Below are 21,940 nucleotides of genomic sequence, written 5' to 3'. Positions count from 1 at the left end.
GAAGAAGCGGGCATCCGCGTCTCTCCCTCCCCGGCGCGTCTCGGCAAGACCCTCGTCGAGGTGCTGAAGGGCTGATCAATCTGGCGGGCCGGAGCAACGCTCCGGCCCGCTGGCATTTGATCTGCCCCCTGGGCAGAGCGGGAATGCGCCAAAAAGGCGGGAAGTGTTCCGCTTGGTGCTTTCGCCGACCATGCGTCAGGGTTATGTACAGCAGGCCGGCCGCTGCCCGGGTTCAGCCTGGACGGGCCGGCGGATGGGGGAAAGTGTCCCCCGAATGCAATTTGTGCCAGTGGACGATCGTGGGGGCTTCGTCGGGCCGCAATTGTGCGCCATAGACGTCGCCGTTCCCGATCCTCCTGGGATGGAAGCCCATGTCGCGCGCCGATCAGAATGATCAGTTTCTTGCCACCTCCTTCCTCTATGGCGCCAATGCGGCGTGGATCGAGGATCTCTATGCCCGGTACGAGGCCGACCCGTCGTCGGTGGACGCCCAGTGGCAGAGCTTCTTCTCCGCGCTGAAGGACGACCCGAACGAGGTCCGCAAGAATGCGGAAGGTGCCTCCTGGAAGAAGGCGGGCTGGCCGATCCATGCCAATGGCGAGCTGGTCTCCGCCATGGACGGCAACTGGATCGAGGTGGAGAAGAAGGTCTCCGAAAAGGTCAAGGAAAAGGCCCAGAAGGCGGGCGTGGAATTCTCCGCGTCCGAGGTTCAGCAGGCCACCCGTGACAGCGTCAAGGCGCTGATGATGATCCGCGCCTATCGCATGCGCGGCCATCTGCATGCGGATCTTGATCCCCTGCACCTGACCCCGCCGCGCGAGGCCCCCGAGCTCGACCCGGCCTCCTACGGCTTCTACGAGGCCGACCTTGATCGCAAGATCTTCATCGATCACGTGCTGGGGCTGGAATTTGCCACCGTGCGCGAGATGCTGGAGATCCTGCGCCGGACCTATTGCCGGTCCATCGGCGTCGAATTCATGCACATCTCCTCGCCTGAGGAGAAGGCCTGGATTCAGGAACGCATCGAGGGCGTGGACAAGGAAGTCTCGTTCACCCGCGAAGGCAAGCGCGCCATCCTCAACAAGCTGGTGGAGGCCGAGGGCTTCGAGAAGTTTCTCGACGTCAAATATACCGGCACCAAGCGCTTCGGCCTGGATGGCGGTGAAAGCCTCATCCCGGCGCTGGAGCAGATCATCAAGCGCGGCGGCAATCTGGGCGTGAAGGAAATCGTGTTCGGCATGGCCCATCGCGGCCGCCTGAACACCCTGACCCAGGTGATGGGCAAGCCCCATCGCGCCCTCTTCCACGAGTTCAAGGGCGGCTCCTGGGCGCCCGACGACGTGGAAGGCTCCGGCGATGTGAAGTACCACCTGGGCGCTTCGTCGGACCGCGAGTTCGACGGCAACAAGGTGCACCTCTCGCTTACCGCCAACCCCTCGCATCTTGAGATCGTGGATCCGGTGGTGCTGGGCAAGTCCCGCGCCAAGCAGGACCAGCTCAAGGACGCCGAGCGCGTCCAGGTGCTGCCGCTGCTCATCCATGGCGATGCGGCCTTTGCCGGCCAGGGCGTGGTGGCCGAGTGCCTGGGCCTGTCCGGCCTGAAGGGCCACCGCACCGGCGGCTCGCTGCACTTCATCATCAACAACCAGATCGGCTTCACCACCAATCCGCGCTATTCGCGCTCCTCGCCCTATCCGTCCGACGTGGCGAAGATGATCGAGGCGCCGATCTTCCATGTGAACGGCGACGATCCGGAAGCGGTGACCTTCTGCGCCAAGGTGGCGACGGAGTTCCGTCAGCGCTTCCACAAGCCTGTCGTGATCGACATGTTCTGCTACCGCCGCTTCGGCCATAATGAGGGCGACGAGCCGGCATTCACGCAGCCGCACATGTACAAGGTCATCCGCGAGCATCCGTCCGTGCTGGAGCTTTATTCCAAGAAGCTCGAGGCGGAGGCCGTGATCGATGCCGGCGAACTCGACAAGATGCGCGCCGCCTGGCGCGACCACCTGGAAGGCGAGTATGAGGCCGGACAGGCCTACAAGCCCAACAAGGCGGATTGGCTGGACGGCCGCTGGGCCGGCTTCCGCCCCGCGCACGAGGATGACGATCCGCGCCGTGGCGACACCGGCGTCGACATCGAAAAGCTGAAGGCCATCGGGGAAAAGATCACCAAGGTCCCGGAAGGCTTCAGCGTCCATCGCACCATCCAGCGCTTCCTGGACAATCGCCGCAAGGCGGTGGAAGACGGCGTTGGCATCGACTGGGCGACCGGCGAGGCCCTGGCCTTCTGCACCCTTCTGGAAGAAGGCCGCCCGGTGCGCCTGTCCGGCCAGGATTGCGAGCGCGGCACCTTCTCGCAGCGCCATTCGGTGCTCACCGACCAGGTCACCGAGGCCCGCTACAAGCCCTTCAACCATCTGGGCGAGGGGCAGGCCAAGTACGAGGTCATCAATTCGATGCTCTCGGAAGAGGCGGTGCTGGGCTTCGAATATGGCTACACCCTGTCGGAGCCCAACACCCTGGTGCTTTGGGAAGCTCAGTTCGGCGACTTCGCCAATGGCGCGCAGGTGGTGTTCGACCAGTTCATCTCTTCGGCCGAGCGCAAGTGGCTGCGCATGTCCGGCCTCGTCTGCCTGCTGCCGCATGGCTATGAAGGCCAGGGGCCGGAGCACTCCTCCGCCCGCCTCGAGCGCTATCTGCAGATGTGCGCCGAGGACAACATGCAGGTGGCCAACTGCACCACGCCGGCCAACTATTTCCACATCCTGCGCCGGCAGATGAAGCGTGAGTTCCGCAAGCCGCTCATCCTGATGACGCCGAAGTCCCTGCTGCGCCACAAGCGTGCGGTGTCGCGGCTGGATGAGTTGGCGGCGGGCACCTCGTTCCACCGCGTCCTGCTGGACGATGCCCAGACCCGCGCCGGCGAGGCCATCACCCTGGTGCCGGACGAGCAGATCCGTCGCGTCGTGCTGTGCTCCGGCAAGGTCTATTACGACCTTTACGAGGAGCGCGAGAAGCGCGGCATCAATGACATTTACCTGCTCCGCGTCGAGCAGCTCTATCCGGTGCCGCTGAAGACGCTGGTGCAGATTTTGTCCCGCTTCAAGGGCGCGGAAGTGGTGTGGTGCCAGGAAGAGCCCAAGAATCAGGGCTCCTGGTTCTTCATCCAGCCCTATCTGGAATGGGTGCTCGAGAATGTGGGCGGCGCCTCCAAGCGCCCCCGTTATGCCGGTCGTCCGGCCTCCGCCGCCACGGCGACGGGCCTGATGTCCAAGCATCTGGCGCAGTTGAAGGCCTTCCTCGAGGAGGCCCTGGGCTGAGAAGGGAGCGGCGGTGGCCTATTTCGCGATGCGGTTGCGCGCCCCGCGCGTGACCTTTCCGTTTGATGCCACCGCTGAGGAAGTGGCGCTGATGCAGTCGCACGGCGCCTATTGGCATGAAAAGGCTCAGGCCGGCATCGCCATCGTGGTGGGACCGGTCATGGACCCCGCAGGGCCTTTCGGGCTGGCGGTGGTGGAAGTGGAGGACGAGGCCGGCGCGCGGGCCCTGGGGCACGCCGATCCGGTGGTGGCGGCGGAGGTGGGCTTCTCCTATGAGGTGATGCCCATGCCGTCGCTGATCTTGCGCCGGTCCTGATCCGGCGCGCGACGGGAAATCGAGGGAGGTCCCTGCGGGGACGAGACAGATGGCGACCGAAATCCGCGTGCCCACCCTGGGCGAGTCCGTTACCGAGGCCACCATCGGCAAGTGGTTCAAGAAGCCCGGCGACGCCGTGAAGGCCGACGAGCCCTTGGTGGAGCTGGAGACCGACAAGGTCACGGTGGAGGTGCCTGCTCCCGCCGCCGGCGTGCTCTCGGAGATCATCGCCAAGGATGGCGAGACCGTCGGCGTCGGCGCCCTGCTGGGCGCCATTGCGGAAGGCGGCGCGGCCGCTGCTGCCGCTCCCGCCGCCCCCAAGGCCGAGGCCCCCAAGGCCGCTCCGGCTCCGGCTGCCGCCGCTCCCGCTGCGCCGGCCAAGCCGGCTCCCGGCGCCGAGAACGGCCCGGCTGTCTCCCGCCTGGCGGCTGAAAGCGGTGTGTCCGCGGCCGGCGTTGCCGGCTCCGGCAAGGATGGCCGGGTGACCAAGGGCGACATGCTGGCGGCCATCGCCACCGGCGGCGCCGCGGCGGCAGCCCCCGCTCCGGTCTCCGTGCCGCGCGTTGCTTCTGCGCCGGTCGATGCGGCCCGCGAAGAGCGGGTCAAGATGACCAAGCTGCGCCAGACCATCGCGCGCCGCCTTAAGGACGCCCAGAACACCGCCGCCATGCTCACCACGTTCAACGACGTGGACATGACCGCGGTGATGAGCCTGCGCGCCCAGTTCAAGGATGCCTTCGAGAAGAAGCACGGCACCAAGCTCGGCTTCATGGGCTTCTTCACCAAGGCGGTCATCGCCGCCCTGAAGGACCTGCCGGCGGTGAATGCCGAGATCGACGGCACCGACATCGTCTACAAGAACTACTACAATATCGGCATTGCGGTGGGCACCGAGAAGGGCCTCGTGGTGCCGGTGGTGCGTGACGCCGACCAGCTCTCCGTCGCCGACATCGAGAAGACCATTGCTGGTTACGGCCGCAAGGCCCGCGATGGCAAGCTCGGCATCGAGGACATGCAGGGCGGCACCTTCACCATCACCAATGGCGGCATCTACGGCTCGCTGATGTCCACCCCTATCCTCAACGCGCCGCAGTCGGGCATTCTCGGCATGCACCGCATTGAGGAGCGCCCGGTGGCCATCAAGGGTCAGGTGGTGATCCGCCCGATGATGTATCTGGCGCTCTCCTACGACCACCGCATCGTTGACGGCCGCGAGGCCGTGACCTTCCTGGTGCGCGTGAAGGAGACCCTGGAGGATCCGGCGCGCCTCGTGCTCGATCTGTGATGTGACGATCGAAAGGCCGCCCACGGGGGCGGCCTTTCCCCTTCCAGCGGGGGAGAAGCCGGGTCCCGGCCGTCGGCCAATGGGACGCGGATGCTGGGCCAAGACCCCTTCCGGCCTGTCCCGGCCGGATATTGATTACATCTCCTCGACCGGGGGCGATCCTGCGGCTTAAGGCCGATGCAGCGCGGGAACATGGGTCGCTCCTTCATTCGAGGCCTGGAGACGAACGCATGTCCTACGATCTCATCGTCATCGGCACCGGCCCCGGCGGCTATGTGGCGGCCATCCGCGCCGCCCAGCTCGGCCTGAAGGTGGCCGTGGTGGAAAAGCGCGGCACCCATGGCGGCACCTGCCTCAATGTGGGCTGCATCCCCTCCAAGGCGCTGCTGTTTGCCTCCGAGAAGTTCGAGGAAGCCGGCCACGTCTTCGCCTCCATGGGCATCGGCGTTCCCGCCCCGACCCTCGACCTGCCCACCATGCTTGGCTTCAAGGACAAGGGCGTGGACGGCAATGTGAAGGGCGTCGAGTTCCTGCTGAAGAAGAACAAGGTCGACGCCTTCTTCGGCACCGGCAAGATTTTGGCGCCCGGCAAGGTGGAAGTGACGCTGAACGCCGACGGCGCCGTGCAGGTGCTGGAGACGAAGAATATCCTGATCGCCACAGGTTCCGACGTGGCGCAGCTGCCCGGCATCACCATTGATGAGAAGCGGGTGGTCTCCTCCACCGGCGCGCTCTCCCTGGACAAGGTGCCCGGCAAGCTGGTGGTCGTGGGCGCGGGCGTGATCGGCCTTGAGCTGGGCAGCGTGTGGCGTCGCCTCGGCGCCAAGGTCACGGTGGTTGAATTCCTCGACCGTATCCTGCCGGGCATGGATGGCGAGGTTGCCAAGAACTTCCAGCGCATCCTCGGCAAGCAGGGCTTCGAATTCAAGCTGGGCACCAAGGTGACCGGCATCGACACCTCCGGCGAGACGCTGAAGGTGTCGGTGGAGCCCGCCGCTGGCGGCGCTGCCGAGACGCTGGATGCCGACGTGGTGCTGGTGGCCATCGGCCGCGTGGCCTACACCGCCGGCCTCGGCCTCGCCGAGATCGGGGTCGAGACCGACAAGCGCGGCCGCGTGGTGGTGGACGGCCACTACAAGTCCACCGTGGACGGCATCTATGCCATCGGTGACGTGATCGCCGGTCCCATGCTCGCCCACAAGGCGGAAGACGAGGGCGTGGCCCTGGCTGAAATGCTCGCCGGCAAGGCGGGGCACGTGAATTACGACGTCATCCCCGGCGTGGTCTACACGTTCCCGGAGGTCGCTTCCGTCGGCAAGACCGAGGAAGAACTGAAGGACGCCGGCATCGCCTACAATGTGGGCAAGTTCCCCTTCACGGCCAATGGCCGGACCAAGGTGAACAACACCACCGACGGCTTCGTGAAGATCCTGGCCGATGCCGCCACCGACAAGGTGCTCGGAGCCCATATCATCGGCCCGGAGGCTGGCGAGATGATCCACGAATGCGCAGTGCTGATGGAGTTCGGCGGCTCGTCCGAAGATCTCGCCCGCACCTGCCATGCCCATCCGACCCGCTCGGAAGCGGTGAAGGAAGCCGCCATGGCGGTGGAGAAGCGCGCCATCCACATGTGAGTGGTCTGACAAGCGGCCCGTCATGCCTCCGAGACGTTCGGCGGCATGGCGGGCCTTTTTCTATGGCTCAAGCGGAACGAGCCGACGGCCGAAGGCCTCATCGCCCTTTGGGGTTTTCCAACTGGTGGATGCCCTCGGTGATGAGGTCGGTGCCCGATTTCATCAGGTCGTGTCCCGTGCGCGCCTGTCCGACCACATGGGTGGTGACGAAGCCTACAGTGGTGACCATCGTCCCGGCGACGGTCTTGGCGACGCCGAGCATTGTGCTTGCCGGGCCTGCGCCCGCCACGTCTTGAAGCTCCTTGTCTGCCAGCGGGGCGGCCTCGGTCTCGGGGGTGTCGGCACTCATGGTCTTGCCCTCAGCAATGCGATCTCACCGTCAGCACGCGCGGCTAAGCGGGCGAAGATATGGCCGTGGAGCCTGAGGTGCTACGGACCGGGAAGCGTCCCCTTAAAGGGAACTGAACGTCACCGCCTCAATCCGCCAGCCATCGAGATCCACCAGGAAGGCGCCATAATAGGCCGGGCCATAGGCCGGGCGCAGGCCTGGGGCGCCATTGTCCCGGCCACCCGCCGCGAGGCCGGCGGCGTGGAAGGCGTGAACCGCCGCGCGGTCTCTGGCGCTGAAGCACAGGTGGAAACCGGGCGGACAGGAAATATCGGCGCCCTTGCGCTCCTCCAGCCAGAAGGCGGCATTGTCGGTTGCGTCCGCGCCGCCGGGAAAATCATAGCCGGCGGAGGCGGTCCCCGTGGGCTCGTCGAAGGTCATCACCCGGACGATGCCGAGTGGGGCGAGGACCCCGTCGTAGAAGGCGGTGGCGCGGGCGAGGTCCCGCACGCCGAGAGACATGTGGTCGAACATTCAGGGCTTCCCTTCCTATCGCGCGGACGGGATTGGACCCCGGCACTGGACCTGAGGCAAGATTGGGATCGATGTCCGATCAAAACTCCCAAGGGCCGGCGCCTCGCCGCCGCTATCGCCCCATCCTGATCCTGCTCGCCTTTCTGTTCCTGGTGGAAGCCTGGCTCTGGCGGCATATGGAGCCGGTGGTCCGCTGGTTTGCCGACCTCATTCCGTTCGAACGGTTCAAGCATTGGGTGGCCGAGCGGGCGCGTGGGCTTCCCCCTTATGCCGCGCTCGCATTGTTTCTGTCCCCCCTGCTGCTGGCGGAGCCGCTGGAAGGCATTGCGGTGTGGGCCTATGCCCACAAGCATTGGATCTTCGGCAGCCTCTGCCTGCTGGCGGTGAAGCTGATCGGCGTCGGCGTGATGGCCTTCCTGTTTGCGGTTTGCGAGACCCAATTGCTGTCCATCGGCTGGTTCGCGCGACTGGTGCAGATTTTTCTCAAGGTAAAGGCCTGGGCGGAGGCGGAGGTTGAACCCGTCAAGGCGTGGCTGCGCACCTGGCGCGACCGGGTGCTGGCCGACTTCCACGCCAGTGGCGGCTTTGGCCGGCGCATTGCGGCGCTGCGCCGGCGCATCTTCTCGCGCAGCCGGGCTTGAACCCGACGGACGTCATGCGCGGGGATGGAAGGCGCGGTAGGCGTCCAGAAGCCGTGTCTCGTCGAGGGCGGTGTAGATCTGCGTGGTAGAAAGCGAGGCGTGGCCCAGCAATTCCTGGATGGCCCGCAATTCCCCACCGCGCGCCAGGAGATGGGTGGCGAAGGAGTGTCTGAGCGCATGGGGCGTTGCAGTGTCGGGCAGGCCCAGCGCCCCCCGCATGCGCTCTACCGCCTGCTGGATGATGCGCGGTGAAAGCGGCCCGCCGCGCGCCCCCAGGAACAGCGGGCCGTCGGGGGAAAGCGGGATCGGGCAGAGCGCCACATAGTCCGCAATCGCCTGAGACACGGGCGCAATGATGGGCACCATGCGCGTCTTGTTGCCCTTGCCGGTCACGGTGATCTCGCCGAGGACCCCGGGCGCAGGGACTTGGCTTGCAGTGAGGCCAAGCGCCTCGGAAATGCGCAGGCCCGCGCCATAGAGCAAGGCGATCACCGCCGCGTCTCGGGCCAGCACCCAGTTTTCACGGGCCTCACCCGCGCGGGTACCAGCATCCGCCAGGGCGCGCGCGGCGTCGGCGGTCACGGGCTTCGGCAAGGCGCGGGGGACCTTAGGCGCCCGAACCGAGGCGAGGGGCGCCACCTTGCCGAGCCCCTCCCGCTCCAGGTGCCGGGCGAAGGAGCGCGCGGCTGCGAGAAGCCGCACCAGCGTGCGCGGTGCGCTGCCTTCGCTGCGGCGGGCGGCGAGCACGGCGCGCACGTCCGCCGGCTTGAGCGCGGCGAGCTCCGCAAGCGAAGGGCGTCCTCCCAAATGATCCGTGAGAATGGTCAGGACGCGGGTGAGATCGCGGGCATAGGCCTCCCGCGTCTTGGGAGAAAGGTGCCGCTCATGGGCCAGGCGCGCCAGCCAGCCTTCGGCGGCGGCGCCCACATCCGGCGCGGTCACACTGAGAAGGGCGCCTTGCGTTCGCCGCGCCTTGGTCTCGTCGCTGCTGGCCATGGCGCCTCCTTGAGGGCTGAGCATGCTGCCACTCCTTCTTGCGCGTCAAATCTCAAGGATCGCTGAATGGGCGGGCAGGGGATCTTGTCAAAAAGATATATCGAACGATATAAGGGGTGCAGGGTATCGAACGATATATCTAATGGAGCACTTCCCATGTTTGGATGCAGATCCCATTTCGAGCGTCATGCCGCCGGCCGGTTCGGCGAAGGCGGAGGTTTCGGCGGTGGCCGGGGCGGTCGCGGCCGGGGGGGCGGCGGCGACATGTTCCGCCTCGGCCGCATGCTGGCCCAGGGCGACCTCAAGCTGCTGGCGCTCGCGCTCATCGCCGAGCAGCCGCGCCACGGCTACGAGATCATCAAGCTGATCGAGGAAAAGACAGGCGGCTGGTACTCGCCGAGCCCGGGCGTGGTCTATCCGACCCTGACCTATCTGGAAGAGGCCGGATTCGTGGTGGCCGAGGCGGACGGCGCCAAGAAGCGCTATGCCATCACACCAGAGGGCGAGGCCCATCTGGCTGAGAATCGGGACTTCGCCGACGCGCTTTTGGGCCGCCTGTCCGAGATCGGCCTGCGCATGAGCCGCTTTAAGAAGTGGATGGGGCGCGGCGAGGAGGAAGGTCACCGGGAGGGCAACCTGCCGCGCCTGGTGGAAGCCGCCTTCGAAAATCTGCGCGAGGCCAGCCAGCAAGCGCTGGAGGCCGACCGCGGTGGGGAACTGCGGATCGTGGAGATCCTCTCCCGCGCTGCCAACGACATCCGCCAGAACGGCTGACAGACGGGCATGCGGCCCCTCAGGGGCCGCGCCTCACAGAAGGGCGGCGAGGATCAGCACGATCCCGCCGCTGGCTGCGCTCCACACCATGGAGCGCACATAGGGAATGCCGAACGCATAAAGCGGCACGTACAGAACCCGCGCCCAGAAATAGAGCGCGGCCCCAAAGCTGGTCAGCGCCGAATGCACCCCCGCGGCGTGGGTGAGCAACACCGCTGCGGCGAACAGGGGAAACGTCTCCAGGACATTGCGAAATGCGCGGTCGAGCCGACCGGCCACGGGAGGCAAGGGGGGCGTCTCCTCATCCCGGGCACCGGCATTCCATGCCAGACCCCGCGCCTTGGTGGCGCCGGCCGCGGCGAGAAACAACTGCACGAAGACCAAGAGAATACTTAAGGCCAGATAGCGCAGTTCCACGGTCATGGATGGTCCTTCCGAGAGGGGGGCGGCGCGCCTGCCTGTCTAGGCGACCGCGATGGCTTTGGCTCAGGCTCGGTCCCGCAACCTTTCAAGTCTCTTACATCCGTCGTGTTCCGCGCTCAGGCCAGATAGCCCGCCCGCTTCAGGCGGACGATGGCCAGATCGAGCGCGGACAGGAAGGCGGAGCGGTCGCGCGGCGAGAAGGGGCGGGGGCCGCGCGTCATTTCTCCGGCAGAGCGCAAGTCTTCCATGAGGTTGCGGGTGGCGAGCGCGGCGCCGATGGTGGCCTCGGTGAAGGCCTTGCCATTGGGTGCGATCACCGACGCGCCCGCCTTCACGCAGCGGTCCGCCAGCGGAATGTCCGCTGTCACGACCACATCGCCCCTTGTTGCCCGGCTGGCGATCCAATCATCCGCCACATCCGCGCCGCTCGCCACCACCACCCGCTCGACAAAGGTCTCGCGCGGCACGGCGATGGGCGAATTGCTCACCACGAACACCTTCAGGCCATGGCGCAGCGCGACCTTGTAGGTCTCCTCCTTTACGGGGCAGGCATCTGCATCCACATAGATGGCGATCGGTTCGGGACGGGGCGGCTCTGTGATCATGGATGGTGTGATGACATCGGACGGCAGCAGGTTCAATGCGAATGCGCGGCACGGATCGGAGCCGTGGGCATGAAGGACACGCTCTCGACCCTCAACCGCCGCCTGCAGAGACTGCCCGTTATCGGCCCCATGCTCACGCGCGTCAGCGAACTGGAGCGCGCCACCCTGGCCATAATCGCGCTCGCGGCCGTTGCCTTCTACGGCTTCCTGGCGCTGGCAGAGGACGTGCTGGAGGGGGAGACCCATTCCCTCGATGAACGCATCCTGCTTGCCCTGCGCGAGACGACGGACCGCTCCGATCCCATCGGCCCGCCCTGGTTCGAGGAGAGCATGCGCGACCTCACGGCGCTTGGCGGCACAACGATTCTCACGCTCATCACGCTGGCGGTGCTCGCCTATCTGATCCTGGTGGGAAAGCGCCACACGGCGCTCATGGTCACCGTTTCCATCGCCGGGGGCGCCATCTTGTCGAGCCTCCTGAAATGGGGCATCGGCCGGCCCCGTCCCGATCTCGTGCCCCATGGCATGGAGGTCTATACGGCCAGCTTCCCGAGCGGCCATTCCACCATGTCCGCGGTGGTCTATTTGACGCTGGGGGCCCTGCTCGCGCGCGCCCAGCCGCGCCAGAGGGTGAAGGTCTTCCTGCTGACGCTGGCTGCCAGCGTCACTGTCATCGTGGGCATCAGCCGCGTCTATCTGGGCGTGCACTGGCCGACCGATGTGCTCGGGGGATGGGCGCTCGGGGCCGGCTGGGCCTGCCTCTCCTGGCTCGTCATGCTGTGGCTGCAGGAGCGCGGCGAAGTGGAGCGGGAGGCGCAGCCCGTGCTCCCCGGGGACAAGCCCGCCGCGTAACCGCGCACAAAAAAGGCGCGCCAGCTTGGCGCGCCCGTAATGGTGGCGTGTTCGGAGAAGCCGGCCGGCTCAGTCGAACAGGCTGGAGACCGATTCCTCATGGGCGGTGCGCGCAATGGCCTCACCGATAAGGGTGCCGATGGACACCACGCGGATGTTGCGCGCAACCCGCACCGCCTCGGTAGGCAGGATGGAATCCGTGATCACCAGTTCCTTGAGCTTGGAGGCGGTGATGCGCGCCACCGCCCCGCCGGAGAGCACGCCGTGGGTGATATAAGCGTGCACTTCCTTGGCGCCGCGCGCCAGGAGCGCATCGGCCGCATTCACCAGCGTGCCGCCGGAATCCACGATATCGTCCACGAGGATGCAGGACCGGCCTTCCACATTGCCGATCACGTTCATGACCTCGCTCTCGCCCGGACGCTCGCGGCGCTTGTCGACGATAGCCAGCTGCGCGTCGATGCGCTTGGCGAGCGCACGGGCGCGCACCACGCCGCCGACGTCGGGAGAGACCACCATCAGGTTGCCGATGTCGAACCGCTCCTTGATGTCGCGGACCATAACGGGGGCGGAGTAGAGGTTGTCCGTCGGGATGTCGAAAAAGCCCTGGATCTGCCCGGCATGGAGATCCAGCGTCATCACGCGGTCGGCGCCCGCATGGGTGATGAGATTGGCCACCAGCTTGGCGGAGATCGGGGTGCGGGGACCGGGTTTGCGATCCTGCCGGGCATAACCGAAATAGGGGATCACCGCCGTGATGCGCTTGGCCGAGGCCCGGCGCAGCGCATCAATGATGATCAGCAATTCCATCAGGTGGTCATTGGTGGGGAAGGACGTGGACTGCACCACGAAGACATCCTGTCCACGCACGTTTTCCTGAATCTCGACAAAGATTTCCATGTCGGCGAACCGCCGCACCACCGCCTTGGTCAGAGGAGTGGAGAGGTAGGCCGCGATGGCTTCTGACAGGGCGCGGTTGGAATTGCCGGCGACAATCTTCATGGATCCGTTCTCGGTCGACATGGACGCTCCGCCAAAACCGCGGAAAGGGGATTCTGTGACGCCGGCCTGATTGGCCTTTGCGAACGGCTTTGTAAAGAAGCCTTAGCGCGCCGCATAAGCCAGCGTGGTGGAGGAGGCGGCCTCGGCCACCGGCGGGCCGTCGCCGTCCACGGGCGGACCGCTGGGTGCGGCGGCCGGCGGCTCGGGTGCTGCCGGGGTGGCCGGGGCTGCCGCAGCAGCGGCCGGGGCCGCCGTAGCGCGAGCCTGGCCCGACGGCGCGGGAATGCCAATCGTCTCGGCAAGGCTCGCCATGGACTTGCCGGCAATGCGATTGAGCATTTCGTCGTCGCAGGCGGCCCAGGCATCGCCCTTCACGCGCTTGGTGACTTCCTCCCCGGTGATGCGGGCAACGCGCTGCTTGTCGGCGTCGTAGATTTCCCAGGCGTAGCTCACCGCAGTCTTGGACTTGTCCGAATGCACGGACAGGTAGCCGCGAACGCGATAGGTGGAGGTGTCGGTGCGCGATACGACCGGCACCTGCTGCGCCTGCGCCTCCGAGGTCAGCTCGGTGACCAGCTTTTCGAAGGTGGGCTTGGGCGGGCCGTCGATAGAATCGAAGGCCAGTGTCCGGCTGCCGGACGAGGCCATCGGGCTGCCGCCGCTTCCGTCGGTCTGACACGCGGCCAGGGAAAGGCCCGAGAGAAGGAGTGCGACGCGGCTCGCGATCCGAAGCCGCTTCGCCCAACCCGTGCTGGCCGTCGCCCCGTTCATGCGGTCGCCCCTGTCTGTGTCATCGTCACAGGAGGGTTATCCGCAATCGGGCGCGAGGTCCAGGAAAACGGTTAAAATGTCGTTAACGGGCGAAATCCCCATGCGGCAGCAACCGTCTGGAGGTGCGACGGGCCATTCAGACGAGCGCGATTGCCGCCACCATGCGTCCGTAATCGGCCTCCTTGCGATGGGTGGCACGCCGGTAACTGAAGAAGCGGGCCTCGTCGGAATAAGTGTCCAGCTGGAGGTCCTCAACTGTGCCCACGCCCGCCTCGTTCAGGCGGTGGGCGATGAAGCCCGGCAGGTCGAACAGGGCATGCCCCTGCCGTTCGGCGGCGCGGAAGAAGCGGGCATGGGCCCGGTCTTCCTCCAGGAAGCGGGCGATGAAGTCGTCGCCCACCTCGTAGCTGTCCTGGCGAATGAGGGGCCCGATGGCGGCGACCATGCGGCTGCGGACTGCCCCCAGTTCCTCCATCCGCGCGACCGTCGCGGCGAGCACCCCTCCGAAGGCTCCCTTCCAGCCCGCATGGGCGGCGCCCACCACGCGGGCGAGGGGATCGGCGAAGAGGACGGGTCCGCAATCTGCCACCGTGACGGTGGCGCCAAGTCCGGGACTGGCGGTCACCACCGCGTCGGCCTGGGGGGCGTCCTCCCGGCTCCAGGGCTTCTCCAGGACCACGGCGGTCGGCGAATGCACCTGCCAGCAGGCGACCAGGGCCTCTGGCGCGATGCCGAGGTCCACCGCCATCCGGGCACGGTTTTCCTGCACGTTGGCCAGGTCATCCCTGGATCCCATGCCGCCGTTCAGGCTGGCATAGAGCCCTTCCGAGACGCCGCCCTGCCGGGTGAAGAAGCCATGGCGGATGCCGGGGAGGCGCGAGAGGGAAGGGGCTGTGATCTTCATGGGGTCTCCGAAAAAGCCTCGGACGGGTCAAAGCCGGGGGGCGCCTCGAAGGTGGGGCTGGTGACGCAGAGCACCTTGAAGAGCTCGCCCATCTCTCCCTTGCCGGTCCCCGACAGGCGACGATGGGCGGTATCGACGACTTCTTTCTGCACCGGCGTCGCGTTGAATTTGAGGCGCTCCGCACGGGCGGACAGCCCCAGCCGCTCCAGGAACTCACCCTGGGTGAGGGGGCCGAAGGCACGTGCGCCCGCCTGAAGCGCCGACCGGGCGAGGGCGGCGAAGTCCACATGGGCGGTGAGGTCCGCCTCGCCCGGCCGATCCAGCGGATCGGCGAAGCGATGGGCACTCAAGGCCTGGAGCGTGTCGCCGAGGCCGCTGCGGACATGTCCGTAATCGATGACCAGTGCCGCGCCCTCGCCGGACGCGAGCCGCGAGGCAAGGGCATCCATGGCCCCGCTTTCCAGGTGCTCCAGGATCGCGCCAGGCGCGTAAGGTGGCGGCACATTTCGGGCGAAGGTCGCCGCCATGGGGGAGGCGATGGGATCGACCCCGAAGGCCAGCGCCCCGTCCGGTCCGAGGCCCACCTTGCGTTCATGCCAGCCATTGGCGCCCCGCGCGAACTGGGCGATGGGCAAGGCATCGAAGAACTCGTTCGCCAGGACGATCACCGGACCGTCCGGCACATCTTCGATGCGCTCGTGCCAGGTGACCGGCACGCCGCTCGGCCGCAACGCGTCTTCCTGCTTGCGGCGCAGGACGGGGCTGGTTTCCACCAGATGCACGTCCACCGCCTGCAGGAAGCCGGGCACAATGCGCCCGGCGCGCAGGGCATCCGCCATTAGGGTCCCGCGGCCAGGGCCGAGCTCGACGAGGCGCAGCACGTCGGGCGCGTGCATGCTTTGCCAGACGGCTGCGGCCCAAAGGCCCAGCAACTCGCCGAACATCTGGCTGATCTCGGGGGCTGTGGTGAAATCGCCTTTCGCCCCGAGCGGATCGCGGGTGAGATAATAGCCATGGACGGGATGGCCAAGGCACAGGGCCATGTATCGGCTCACCGAAAGGGGGCCTTCCGCCGCAATGAGCGCCCGGATCTCAGCCTCGAGCGGCGTCACCGCTCAGGCTCCCGCGCCGGTCCGGGGCGCGCTTGAGCGCAGGCTATAGAGCACAAGGCCGATGCCCGCCAACACCAGCGGCACGGAGAGGATCATCCCCATGGTGGTGCCGAAGGCCAGATAGCCGAGCTGCGGGTCCGGCTCGCGGAAGAATTCGCCGACGATGCGGCCAAGACCATAGCCGATGCCGAAGATGCCACCGGCCAGACCCGGCCGGCGCAGGGCGCCGAGGCGCACTGCGATGATCATGATGACGAACAGGAGCAGGCCTTCCAGCGCCGCCTCGTAGAGCTGGCTGGGGTGGCGTGGCACATTGCCGCCGGTGGGGAAGATGATGGCCCAGGGCACGTCCGAAGGGCGGCCCCACAATTCGCCATTGATGAAGTTGGCCAGGCGCCCGAAGAACAACCCAATCGGGGCCACCACGCCGGACACATCCAGCAGCGAGGGCACCGCAATGCCGCGGGAGCGGGCAAAGAGGATGAGGGCGACGATGGTGCCGGCAAGGCCCCCGTGGAACGACATGCCGCCCTTCCAGACCATGAAGATCTCGGCCGGGTGCTGCAGGAAGTAAGGCAGGTTGTAGAACAGCACATAGCCGGTACGCCCGCCCAGGATGACGCCCAGCGTCGCCCAGAACAGGTAGTCGTCAATGTCCACCGGCTGCATGGGCGATGTGCCGCCCCACAGGGCCGGGCGAGAGACCAGCCAGCGCGCGAGGCGCCAGCCAATCAGCAGACCGGCAATGTAGGCAAGGGCATACCAGCGAATGGCAAAGGGGCCGATTTCGACGAGAATCGGGTCGAGGGCCGGAAATGGCAGCGCGAGCTGGATCATGGCGACCCCGTCTTGAACTGGTGGCCTGGCGCGGGCCGGAGCAGGGCATGTGCCCGCCGCAGGCCCATCCGTCAAGGTGACGCGGGTGAGGATGGCGGCGGATCGCCTCTTGCAGCGTGCGGGCGGCATGCCCATTGTCTCACCGAAAGCGGCCTGCTCCTGAAAGCGGACTGGCCGGTGTGTGACGGAGGCAAGCCATGACCCAGACCTCAGGCCGGATTTTCGATGAGATGGCCCGCCTCGTGAATGATGCCGCCGGCGTCGCCCAGGGCGTGCGCCGCGAGGCCGAGACGGTGATGCGCGCCCAGATGGAGCGTTTCCTGCGGGACATGGACCTGGTCAAGCGCGAGGAGTTCGAGGTGCTCAAGGACCTCGTCGCCGCCACACGCGAGGAAAACGAGCGCCTCTCGGCCAAGATCGCGGAGTTGGAAACCCGGCTTTCTGTCCAGACCCCGCCCACCGGCGCGTGACAGGCGGCGTTGCCGCCAAGATACATTCCAGGGGAAATGAGTTTCCCCTCCCTCAATATGTCGTAGCGATGCCGCATTGCATCGCGATATAGTGGAGAAGTGGCGATTCGAAGCCGGATCGTCGCGCCGTGCGCGACGGGGTGCAGCCTCGCCATGGCACATCGAGCCGGAGCCGATGGCTTCGGACGGTGGAGCCGCCGGTACGCCGCGTCGCGCAAATCCTGGCTGGCTTTGAGTGCCGTGTTGTGCCGCGTTCGACCCTCTCCGCGTTCCTCAAACCGCGAGGTCGAGGCATGTCTCTCATCGACATCGAAGCTGAAGCTCCGGCCAATCCCGTCGACCTTGTCGAACGGCTCGCTGCCGTTCGCGACTGGGCGTTCGAGCGTTCCGACGAGGACGAGATCACCTTGTCGCTCTCCAGCCGCTGGACGGACTGCCACGTCTCGTTCCAGTGGATGGACGAGATCGAAGCGCTGCATCTTGCCTGCGCCTTCGACTTCAAGGTGCCGGACGGCCGCCGTGCCGAGGTGCTGAAACTCCTCGCTCTCATCAACGAGCAGATGTGGCTCGGCCATTTCGACCTGTGGGCGCAGGAAGGGGTGATCATGTTCCGCCACGCCCTGGTGCTTGCCGGCGGGGCCACCGCCAGCGACCGGCAGTGCGAAGCCATTGTGGACGCGGCCATGGACGCGGTGGAACGCTATTATCCCGCCTTCCAGTTCGTGGTGTGGGCCGGCAAGTCCGCGCGCGAAGCCATGGACACGGCGCTTTTCGATACCGTCGGAGAGGCTTAAGACTGGACGCACTCGGATTTGCGCGGGGCCGGCTCGTCCGGTCCCGCCGCCCATGAAGGTGTGCCATGTCGGTAAATGTTCTGAAGCAGTTGAGCGGCCCCGTGGTGCTGGTGGGGGCTGGCAAGATGGGGGGCGCCATCCTGGAGGGGTGGCTGCGCAGTGGCATCGACCCTGAGCGTGTGGTCGCCCTTGACCCCAATATGTCGGACGAGATGGCCGCCAGCCTCACCGGCCGCGGCGCCCTCGCCAATCCCAGCCTGGACTCCCTTCCCGATCCCTCGATTGTTCTGCTCGCCGTGAAGCCGCAGGTGGCGCCCGCGGTGCTGGCGACCGTGCGGTCCATCGTCAAGCCGGGTACGCTGGTCGTCTCCATCATGGCCGGCCGCACCATCGGTTTTCTCCAGGAGGCCCTGCCGCGTGGCACGTCCGTCGTGCGCACCATTCCCAATACGCCCGCCAGCATCGGGCAGGGGATCACGGTGGCGGTCGCCAATGCCCAGGTGGCCTCGCAGGATCGGGCCCTCGTCGGCGCGCTGCTGGCGGCACTGGGGCCGGTGGAATGGATCGAGGACGAAGACCTGATGGACGCGGCCACCGCCGTTTCCGGCTCCGGCCCCGCTTATGCGTTTCTGCTGGCCGAGACCTTGGCGAAGGCCGGTGCGGCGGCGGGGCTGCCCGCTGACCTTGCGGACCGCCTCGCCCGTGCAACCGTTGCGGGGGCGGGCGCCTTGATTGCCCAGTCCGGCATCGACCCCGCCACTCTGCGCGAGAATGTCACTTCGCCGGCGGGAACCACCGCCGCCGCGCTTTCGGTCCTCATGGATTCCCAGCGCGGGTTCGGCCCGCTGCTGACCGAAGCGGTTGCGGCGGCGACCCGGCGCTCCAAGGAGCTGGGCGCCTGAAGAGGCGTTCAACGGCGATCGCCTCTTGAGGGAGGCGATCGCCGTTCACACATCGGGGCGGCAGCACGAACGGGAGGCTCACCATGGTGTCCGAAACCACGCGCGCGGCGTGCCTCAACGCCTTTCTTGCCCTCGTCGCCGAACAGGGCTTTGAGCGCGTGACCTACGCGCAGATCGCGTCGCGGGCCGGCGTTCCGCTGTCGCAGATGCGGGTGGGCTTCTCCTCCACGTTCGACTTCCTGTTCGCCCTCGGCAAGAGTGTTGATCTGGAGGTGCTGGCGGAAGGTGGGCTTGCCGACGACATGGCGGGGGAGAGCCCCCATGAGCGGCTGTTCGAGGTGCTCATGCGCCGGCTCGATGCCCTCGAGCCGCACCGGCCGGCCATCGCCTCCCTTTTCGCTTCGGCGCGCCGCAATCCGGCGCTCGCCGCGGCGTTGCTGAAGAGCAATACGCAGTCCCAGCGCTGGATGCTGGCGGCCGCCGGCATCGATTCTGCAGGCCTGGAAGGAGATGTGAAGGCCCACGGCCTTGCGCTCCTGTTCGCCCGCGTGGTGGAGGTGTGGCTGAAGGATGAGGATCCCGGTCTCTCCCGCACCATGGCGGCGCTCGACCGGGAATTGCGCAGCGGCGCAAAGTTGCTCGATATGCTCGACGACCTCGCCTACATCGCCTTGCCGTGGCGGGTGCGCCGCGCCTCGGCCGCTGTGCCGACGCGTCCGGAGGGTGTGGAGGAGGCGTGAGCGGCCGCCCCCTGCTTCGTGCCGGCGAGCGCTCTGTTATCCAAAGGCTCAGCGCACGCGGGCGATTCGCCCGCCATGCCCCTGATGCCCGAGGAACAAGCCATGACCCAGAAGATCGCCGAAACCATCAGCTTTGACGACTTCATGAAGGTGGACGTCCGGGTCGGCACCATTGTCGAGGCAGAGCCGTTTCCGCAGGCTCGCAAGCCCGCCTTCAAGCTGCGCATCGACTTCGGGCCGGAGATCGGGGTGAAGAAATCGTCGGCCCAGATCACCGTGCACTACACGCCGGACGATCTCATTGGACGCCAAGTTGCAGCGGTGGTGAATTTTCCGCCGCGCCAGATCGGCCCCTTCATGTCGGAAGTGCTGACCCTGGGCTTTCCCGATGCTGACGGCGCGGTGGTCCTCATCGGCCCGTCGCTGAAGGTGCCGGACGGCGGCCGGCTGTTCTGAAGGAGGAGCGGCGGCCCCGGTGAGGGACCGCCGCGGAAGAGCGTCACGCTTCGGGTCAGGACGCCGCGAAGGGGTGATGCGCCGTCTTGGCCTTCTGCACCACGTCGGCAGCCTTGGGCTCGCCAGCTACAGCGCGGGCGATGGCTTCCTTGGTGGCGGTGTAGTTGAATTCCTGGATCTTGGCGTCGTCCGACGCCTCCCAGTGAATGAATACGCCGACGCAAATGAAAATGTCGTCGGCCTCTTCGGCTGGGATGGTGCCGTCCTCGACGCTGTCTGTCACGGCCTTGGCCACCGCATATTGCGCCGGGCCGAACATCTGCACGGCCTGACGCGCATCCTTGATGGTCACCTTGTTGAAAAGAACCGTGTTCGGCTTGGCCAGAAGGTTGGGTTCCACCACCGCCAGGAGGGTGGTGAAGCCGTCCTTGTTGTTGGTGAGGGCATTCACGAAAGCGGTTTCCGCCGCCGAGCCGCGCGGGCCCATGATCAGGTCGATATGGGCGACTTCGTTGCCGTCGCCGACGAGGGATTCGCCGACCAGCAGCTTGTTGATCTTTGCCATGGGAGCATCCTCCATAAGATGGCTGCGCGTTTTCAAGACACCGAGAGGGAGCGCGTGCGCTCCTGTCTTGGAGCCGCAAGTCCAGGCACCGGAAGGGTCCAGGATGCGGGCTCCAGCCCGGCTATCCTTGTTGACGGCGTTCGGCGGATGTCGAACCGGTTGGCCAGATAGCGTTTCGGCGGACAGACTTTAGTGCGGCGGCCGGCGAGAGGGAAGCGGAGCGGGACCGTTGCCGTGCCCCCGCTCCACATTTCGACGAGGCCCGTTCAGTCCCGCACCTGGAACGGCACATTGCCCACGGCCGCGGCCCCGCGCCCGTCGCGCACCACCACGAAGGCGCGGTAATTGCCGGGGGCGAGCCCCTGCACGCGCACACCGCTCGAACTCGCCTCGCGGACGGCCTCGGGGAAGCTCGCCGGAACAGGCTCGGCGTCGCCACCCACGCCTTTCACATGGGTTTCTGCCATCACCTGCCATTCGACCTTCAGGGCATCGCCGTCGGGATCGGTCGCCTTCAGCTCGATGTCCAGCGGCTGGCCCGTCGGGACACTCGCGGGGCCACGGGCGCGAAGGGCGAGGATGCGCGGCGCCTTGTCATCGCCGGGCGTGTGGCCGCCCCAGGTTTCGGCCATCACCTGCACCGTCTCGGTCCATTCGCCGGTGGGCAGGAAGAGGCTGTGCCAGGTTGGGGTGACCTCCTGCTTCTGGCCCCAATAGAAGGGGAGGGCGCCGGTCTGTCCCTGCTTGAGCACCTGCAGATAGGCTTTCACCTTGTCTGCCTTCTCCGTGCTGGTGGGCTCGATGGGGGCGCCCCAGGGGGTCTTGCCCGCCTGCCATTGGCCGAGGGCGCCCAGCTCGGTGATGATGATCGGGCCGCTCCAGCCCTGGCTGCGGGCGCGTCCGACCACGGTGAGCAGGCTGTCGCCATAGGCGTTGATGCCCAGCAGATCCACCGAAGGAGCGAGACGGCGCAAGGTGGAAACCTTGTCCTCGCCGGTATCGGCCAGGACCGCCATGACCGGATGGGAGGGATCGATCTTCTTGACGAGCTGGGCTGCCTCCTCGATGGCGGGCCAGACGGGGGCAGCTTGTGCTGGGGTGAGCTCCGTCTCCACCTCGTTGCCGACGCTCCAGGCAAGAAGGGCGGGGTGGCTGTGATAGTGCTCCACCATCCGTCGCAACTGGTCCAGCTGAGCCTCCACGGCGGCGCGGTTGCGATAGTCGAAGCCGCGCCGGGGATGTTCGAGCCAGAAGCCCACAATCACCTTCAGCCCCGCCCGCTGCGCGGCATCGAGCACCGGACCGGGATCCTCCCCATAGGTGCGCACCACGGTTGCTCCGACGCCCTTCAACTCCGCAAGGCGCGTCTGGCCTGCGGCGCCATTGGCGATGAAGGGTGCTCCATCGAGCCGCAATTCCGTGCCGCGAATGCTCACCACGCTGGCCGCCGCGGGCGTGGCGAGCAGTGCAAACAGGATGGTGGCGAGGGGAAGTGATCGCACGAATGGCTCCTGAGGAGTGGCAGAGAGGGGAATCTCGTCCCCGACGATGGTGTCAATGAGACCTTATAGCAGCGGCGGTGCGTCACGGATGATGTCCTTAGGTCACATTCCCTTTGCCCCTTCCGATCAGGGCGCGGCATTGCGATGCGGCCGGCGGATCTCGCGGTTTCCTCC

General features: G+C 66.6%; 24 protein-coding genes. 12 read left to right on the top strand and 12 right to left on the bottom strand.

The window, feature by feature from the left end:
• The first annotated feature begins 371 nt into the window (after positions 1 to 371).
• From PV781_RS05785 to lpdA, 4 genes are all read left to right on the top strand, one after another.
• On the top strand, positions 372 to 3,323 hold the full coding sequence (locus PV781_RS05785) for a 2-oxoglutarate dehydrogenase E1 component (protein ID WP_274774661.1): 2,952 nt from the start codon (positions 372 to 374) through the stop codon (positions 3,321 to 3,323).
• A 13-nt stretch (positions 3,324 to 3,336) separates the two neighbouring features.
• Positions 3,337 to 3,639 (top strand): YciI family protein, encoded by a 303-nt coding sequence (locus PV781_RS05780; RefSeq protein WP_274774660.1) that lies wholly within the window; start codon positions 3,337 to 3,339, stop codon positions 3,637 to 3,639.
• 49 nt (positions 3,640 to 3,688) lie between these two features.
• Complete coding sequence (gene odhB, locus PV781_RS05775; protein WP_274774659.1) at positions 3,689 to 4,924, top strand: 2-oxoglutarate dehydrogenase complex dihydrolipoyllysine-residue succinyltransferase; 1,236 nt, start codon at positions 3,689 to 3,691, stop codon at positions 4,922 to 4,924.
• Between the two features lie 230 nt (positions 4,925 to 5,154).
• Positions 5,155 to 6,558 carry a dihydrolipoyl dehydrogenase gene (gene lpdA / locus PV781_RS05770; protein WP_274774658.1) on the top strand — a complete coding sequence of 468 codons (1,404 nt, stop codon included), beginning with the start codon at positions 5,155 to 5,157 and terminating at the stop codon, positions 6,556 to 6,558.
• Between the two features lie 97 nt (positions 6,559 to 6,655).
• Here the strand turns inward: lpdA and PV781_RS05765 are convergent, their stop codons facing one another.
• Both PV781_RS05765 and PV781_RS05760 read right to left on the bottom strand, forming a co-directional pair.
• Positions 6,656 to 6,907: a hypothetical protein gene (locus PV781_RS05765; protein WP_274774657.1), complete on the bottom strand. Its 252-nt coding sequence runs from the start codon at positions 6,905 to 6,907 to the stop codon at positions 6,656 to 6,658.
• A 102-nt stretch (positions 6,908 to 7,009) separates the two neighbouring features.
• Positions 7,010 to 7,420: a VOC family protein gene (locus PV781_RS05760; protein ID WP_274774656.1), complete on the bottom strand. Its 411-nt coding sequence runs from the start codon at positions 7,418 to 7,420 to the stop codon at positions 7,010 to 7,012.
• 71 nt (positions 7,421 to 7,491) lie between these two features.
• Here PV781_RS05760 and PV781_RS05755 point away from each other — a divergent pair, with 71 nt between their 5' ends.
• A complete protein-coding gene (locus tag PV781_RS05755) occupies positions 7,492 to 8,061 on the top strand; it encodes a hypothetical protein (RefSeq protein WP_274774655.1) in 570 nt (189 codons plus the stop codon).
• 12 nt (positions 8,062 to 8,073) lie between these two features.
• On the opposite strand, the gene PV781_RS05750 is transcribed toward PV781_RS05755, so the two are convergent.
• Positions 8,074 to 9,057, bottom strand: coding sequence for a tyrosine recombinase XerC (locus tag PV781_RS05750; RefSeq protein ID WP_274774654.1), 984 nt, complete (start codon positions 9,055 to 9,057; stop codon positions 8,074 to 8,076).
• 156 nt (positions 9,058 to 9,213) lie between these two features.
• Between PV781_RS05750 and PV781_RS05745 the strand changes: the two genes are divergently transcribed.
• A complete protein-coding gene (locus PV781_RS05745) occupies positions 9,214 to 9,831 on the top strand; it encodes a PadR family transcriptional regulator (RefSeq protein ID WP_274774653.1) in 618 nt (205 codons plus the stop codon).
• Between the two features lie 33 nt (positions 9,832 to 9,864).
• Here the strand turns inward: PV781_RS05745 and PV781_RS05740 are convergent, their stop codons facing one another.
• Positions 9,865 to 10,254 (bottom strand): MAPEG family protein, encoded by a 390-nt coding sequence (locus PV781_RS05740; RefSeq protein WP_274774652.1) that lies wholly within the window; start codon positions 10,252 to 10,254, stop codon positions 9,865 to 9,867.
• Positions 10,255 to 10,370: 116 nt separating this feature from the next.
• Positions 10,371 to 10,859 carry a YaiI/YqxD family protein gene (locus PV781_RS05735; RefSeq protein WP_274774651.1) on the bottom strand — a complete coding sequence of 163 codons (489 nt, stop codon included), beginning with the start codon at positions 10,857 to 10,859 and terminating at the stop codon, positions 10,371 to 10,373.
• Between the two features lie 69 nt (positions 10,860 to 10,928).
• Here PV781_RS05735 and PV781_RS05730 point away from each other — a divergent pair, with 69 nt between their 5' ends.
• Positions 10,929 to 11,711, top strand: coding sequence for a phosphatase PAP2 family protein (locus tag PV781_RS05730; protein WP_274774650.1), 783 nt, complete (start codon positions 10,929 to 10,931; stop codon positions 11,709 to 11,711).
• A 69-nt stretch (positions 11,712 to 11,780) separates the two neighbouring features.
• Here PV781_RS05730 and PV781_RS05725 read toward each other — a convergent pair whose 3' ends face one another.
• From PV781_RS05725 to lgt, 5 genes are all read right to left on the bottom strand, one after another.
• Positions 11,781 to 12,734 (bottom strand): ribose-phosphate pyrophosphokinase, encoded by a 954-nt coding sequence (locus PV781_RS05725; RefSeq protein WP_274774649.1) that lies wholly within the window; start codon positions 12,732 to 12,734, stop codon positions 11,781 to 11,783.
• An 81-nt stretch (positions 12,735 to 12,815) separates the two neighbouring features.
• Entirely contained in the window at positions 12,816 to 13,361 is a 546-nt protein-coding gene (locus tag PV781_RS05720) for a hypothetical protein (protein ID WP_274774648.1), read from the bottom strand.
• 259 nt (positions 13,362 to 13,620) lie between these two features.
• Positions 13,621 to 14,388, bottom strand: coding sequence for a peptidoglycan editing factor PgeF (gene pgeF, locus PV781_RS05715; RefSeq protein WP_274774647.1), 768 nt, complete (start codon positions 14,386 to 14,388; stop codon positions 13,621 to 13,623).
• The gene (locus PV781_RS05710) at positions 14,385 to 15,500 is read right to left on the bottom strand and encodes a class I SAM-dependent methyltransferase (RefSeq protein WP_274774646.1); all 1,116 of its coding nucleotides are present in this window, start codon (positions 15,498 to 15,500) and stop codon (positions 14,385 to 14,387) included. The genes pgeF and PV781_RS05710 overlap by 4 nt, the downstream gene beginning before the upstream one ends.
• A 3-nt stretch (positions 15,501 to 15,503) precedes the next feature.
• Positions 15,504 to 16,337, bottom strand: a complete 834-nt coding sequence (gene lgt / locus PV781_RS05705; protein ID WP_274774645.1) for a prolipoprotein diacylglyceryl transferase — start codon at positions 16,335 to 16,337, stop codon at positions 15,504 to 15,506.
• A 197-nt stretch (positions 16,338 to 16,534) separates the two neighbouring features.
• Between lgt and PV781_RS05700 the strand changes: the two genes are divergently transcribed.
• The 5 genes from PV781_RS05700 (at position 16,535) to PV781_RS05680 (ending at position 19,699) form a co-directional block, all read left to right on the top strand.
• Positions 16,535 to 16,807, top strand: a complete 273-nt coding sequence (locus tag PV781_RS05700; protein ID WP_274774644.1) for an accessory factor UbiK family protein — start codon at positions 16,535 to 16,537, stop codon at positions 16,805 to 16,807.
• A 293-nt stretch (positions 16,808 to 17,100) separates the two neighbouring features.
• Positions 17,101 to 17,601, top strand: a complete 501-nt coding sequence (locus tag PV781_RS05695; RefSeq protein ID WP_209105036.1) for a type III secretion system chaperone family protein — start codon at positions 17,101 to 17,103, stop codon at positions 17,599 to 17,601.
• Between the two features lie 65 nt (positions 17,602 to 17,666).
• Positions 17,667 to 18,503 carry a pyrroline-5-carboxylate reductase gene (proC, locus tag PV781_RS05690; RefSeq protein WP_274774643.1) on the top strand — a complete coding sequence of 279 codons (837 nt, stop codon included), beginning with the start codon at positions 17,667 to 17,669 and terminating at the stop codon, positions 18,501 to 18,503.
• Positions 18,504 to 18,586: 83 nt separating this feature from the next.
• A complete protein-coding gene (locus PV781_RS05685) occupies positions 18,587 to 19,243 on the top strand; it encodes a TetR/AcrR family transcriptional regulator (protein WP_274774642.1) in 657 nt (218 codons plus the stop codon).
• Between the two features lie 102 nt (positions 19,244 to 19,345).
• Positions 19,346 to 19,699, top strand: a complete 354-nt coding sequence (locus PV781_RS05680; protein WP_274774641.1) for a tRNA-binding protein — start codon at positions 19,346 to 19,348, stop codon at positions 19,697 to 19,699.
• 55 nt (positions 19,700 to 19,754) lie between these two features.
• Here PV781_RS05680 and fae read toward each other — a convergent pair whose 3' ends face one another.
• Positions 19,755 to 20,264 carry a formaldehyde-activating enzyme gene (fae, locus tag PV781_RS05675; RefSeq protein ID WP_274774640.1) on the bottom strand — a complete coding sequence of 170 codons (510 nt, stop codon included), beginning with the start codon at positions 20,262 to 20,264 and terminating at the stop codon, positions 19,755 to 19,757.
• Between the two features lie 266 nt (positions 20,265 to 20,530).
• Positions 20,531 to 21,766 (bottom strand): glycoside hydrolase family 2 TIM barrel-domain containing protein, encoded by a 1,236-nt coding sequence (locus PV781_RS05670; protein WP_274774639.1) that lies wholly within the window; start codon positions 21,764 to 21,766, stop codon positions 20,531 to 20,533.
• Positions 21,767 to 21,940 lie beyond the last annotated feature (174 nt).

The sequence above is a fragment of the Aquabacter sediminis genome, from assembly GCF_028863665.1.
GTDB lineage: Bacteria > Pseudomonadota > Alphaproteobacteria > Rhizobiales > Xanthobacteraceae > L1I39.
Note: the sequence above shows the minus strand (reverse complement) of the source record. Positions and strands in the feature narration are given on the sequence as shown.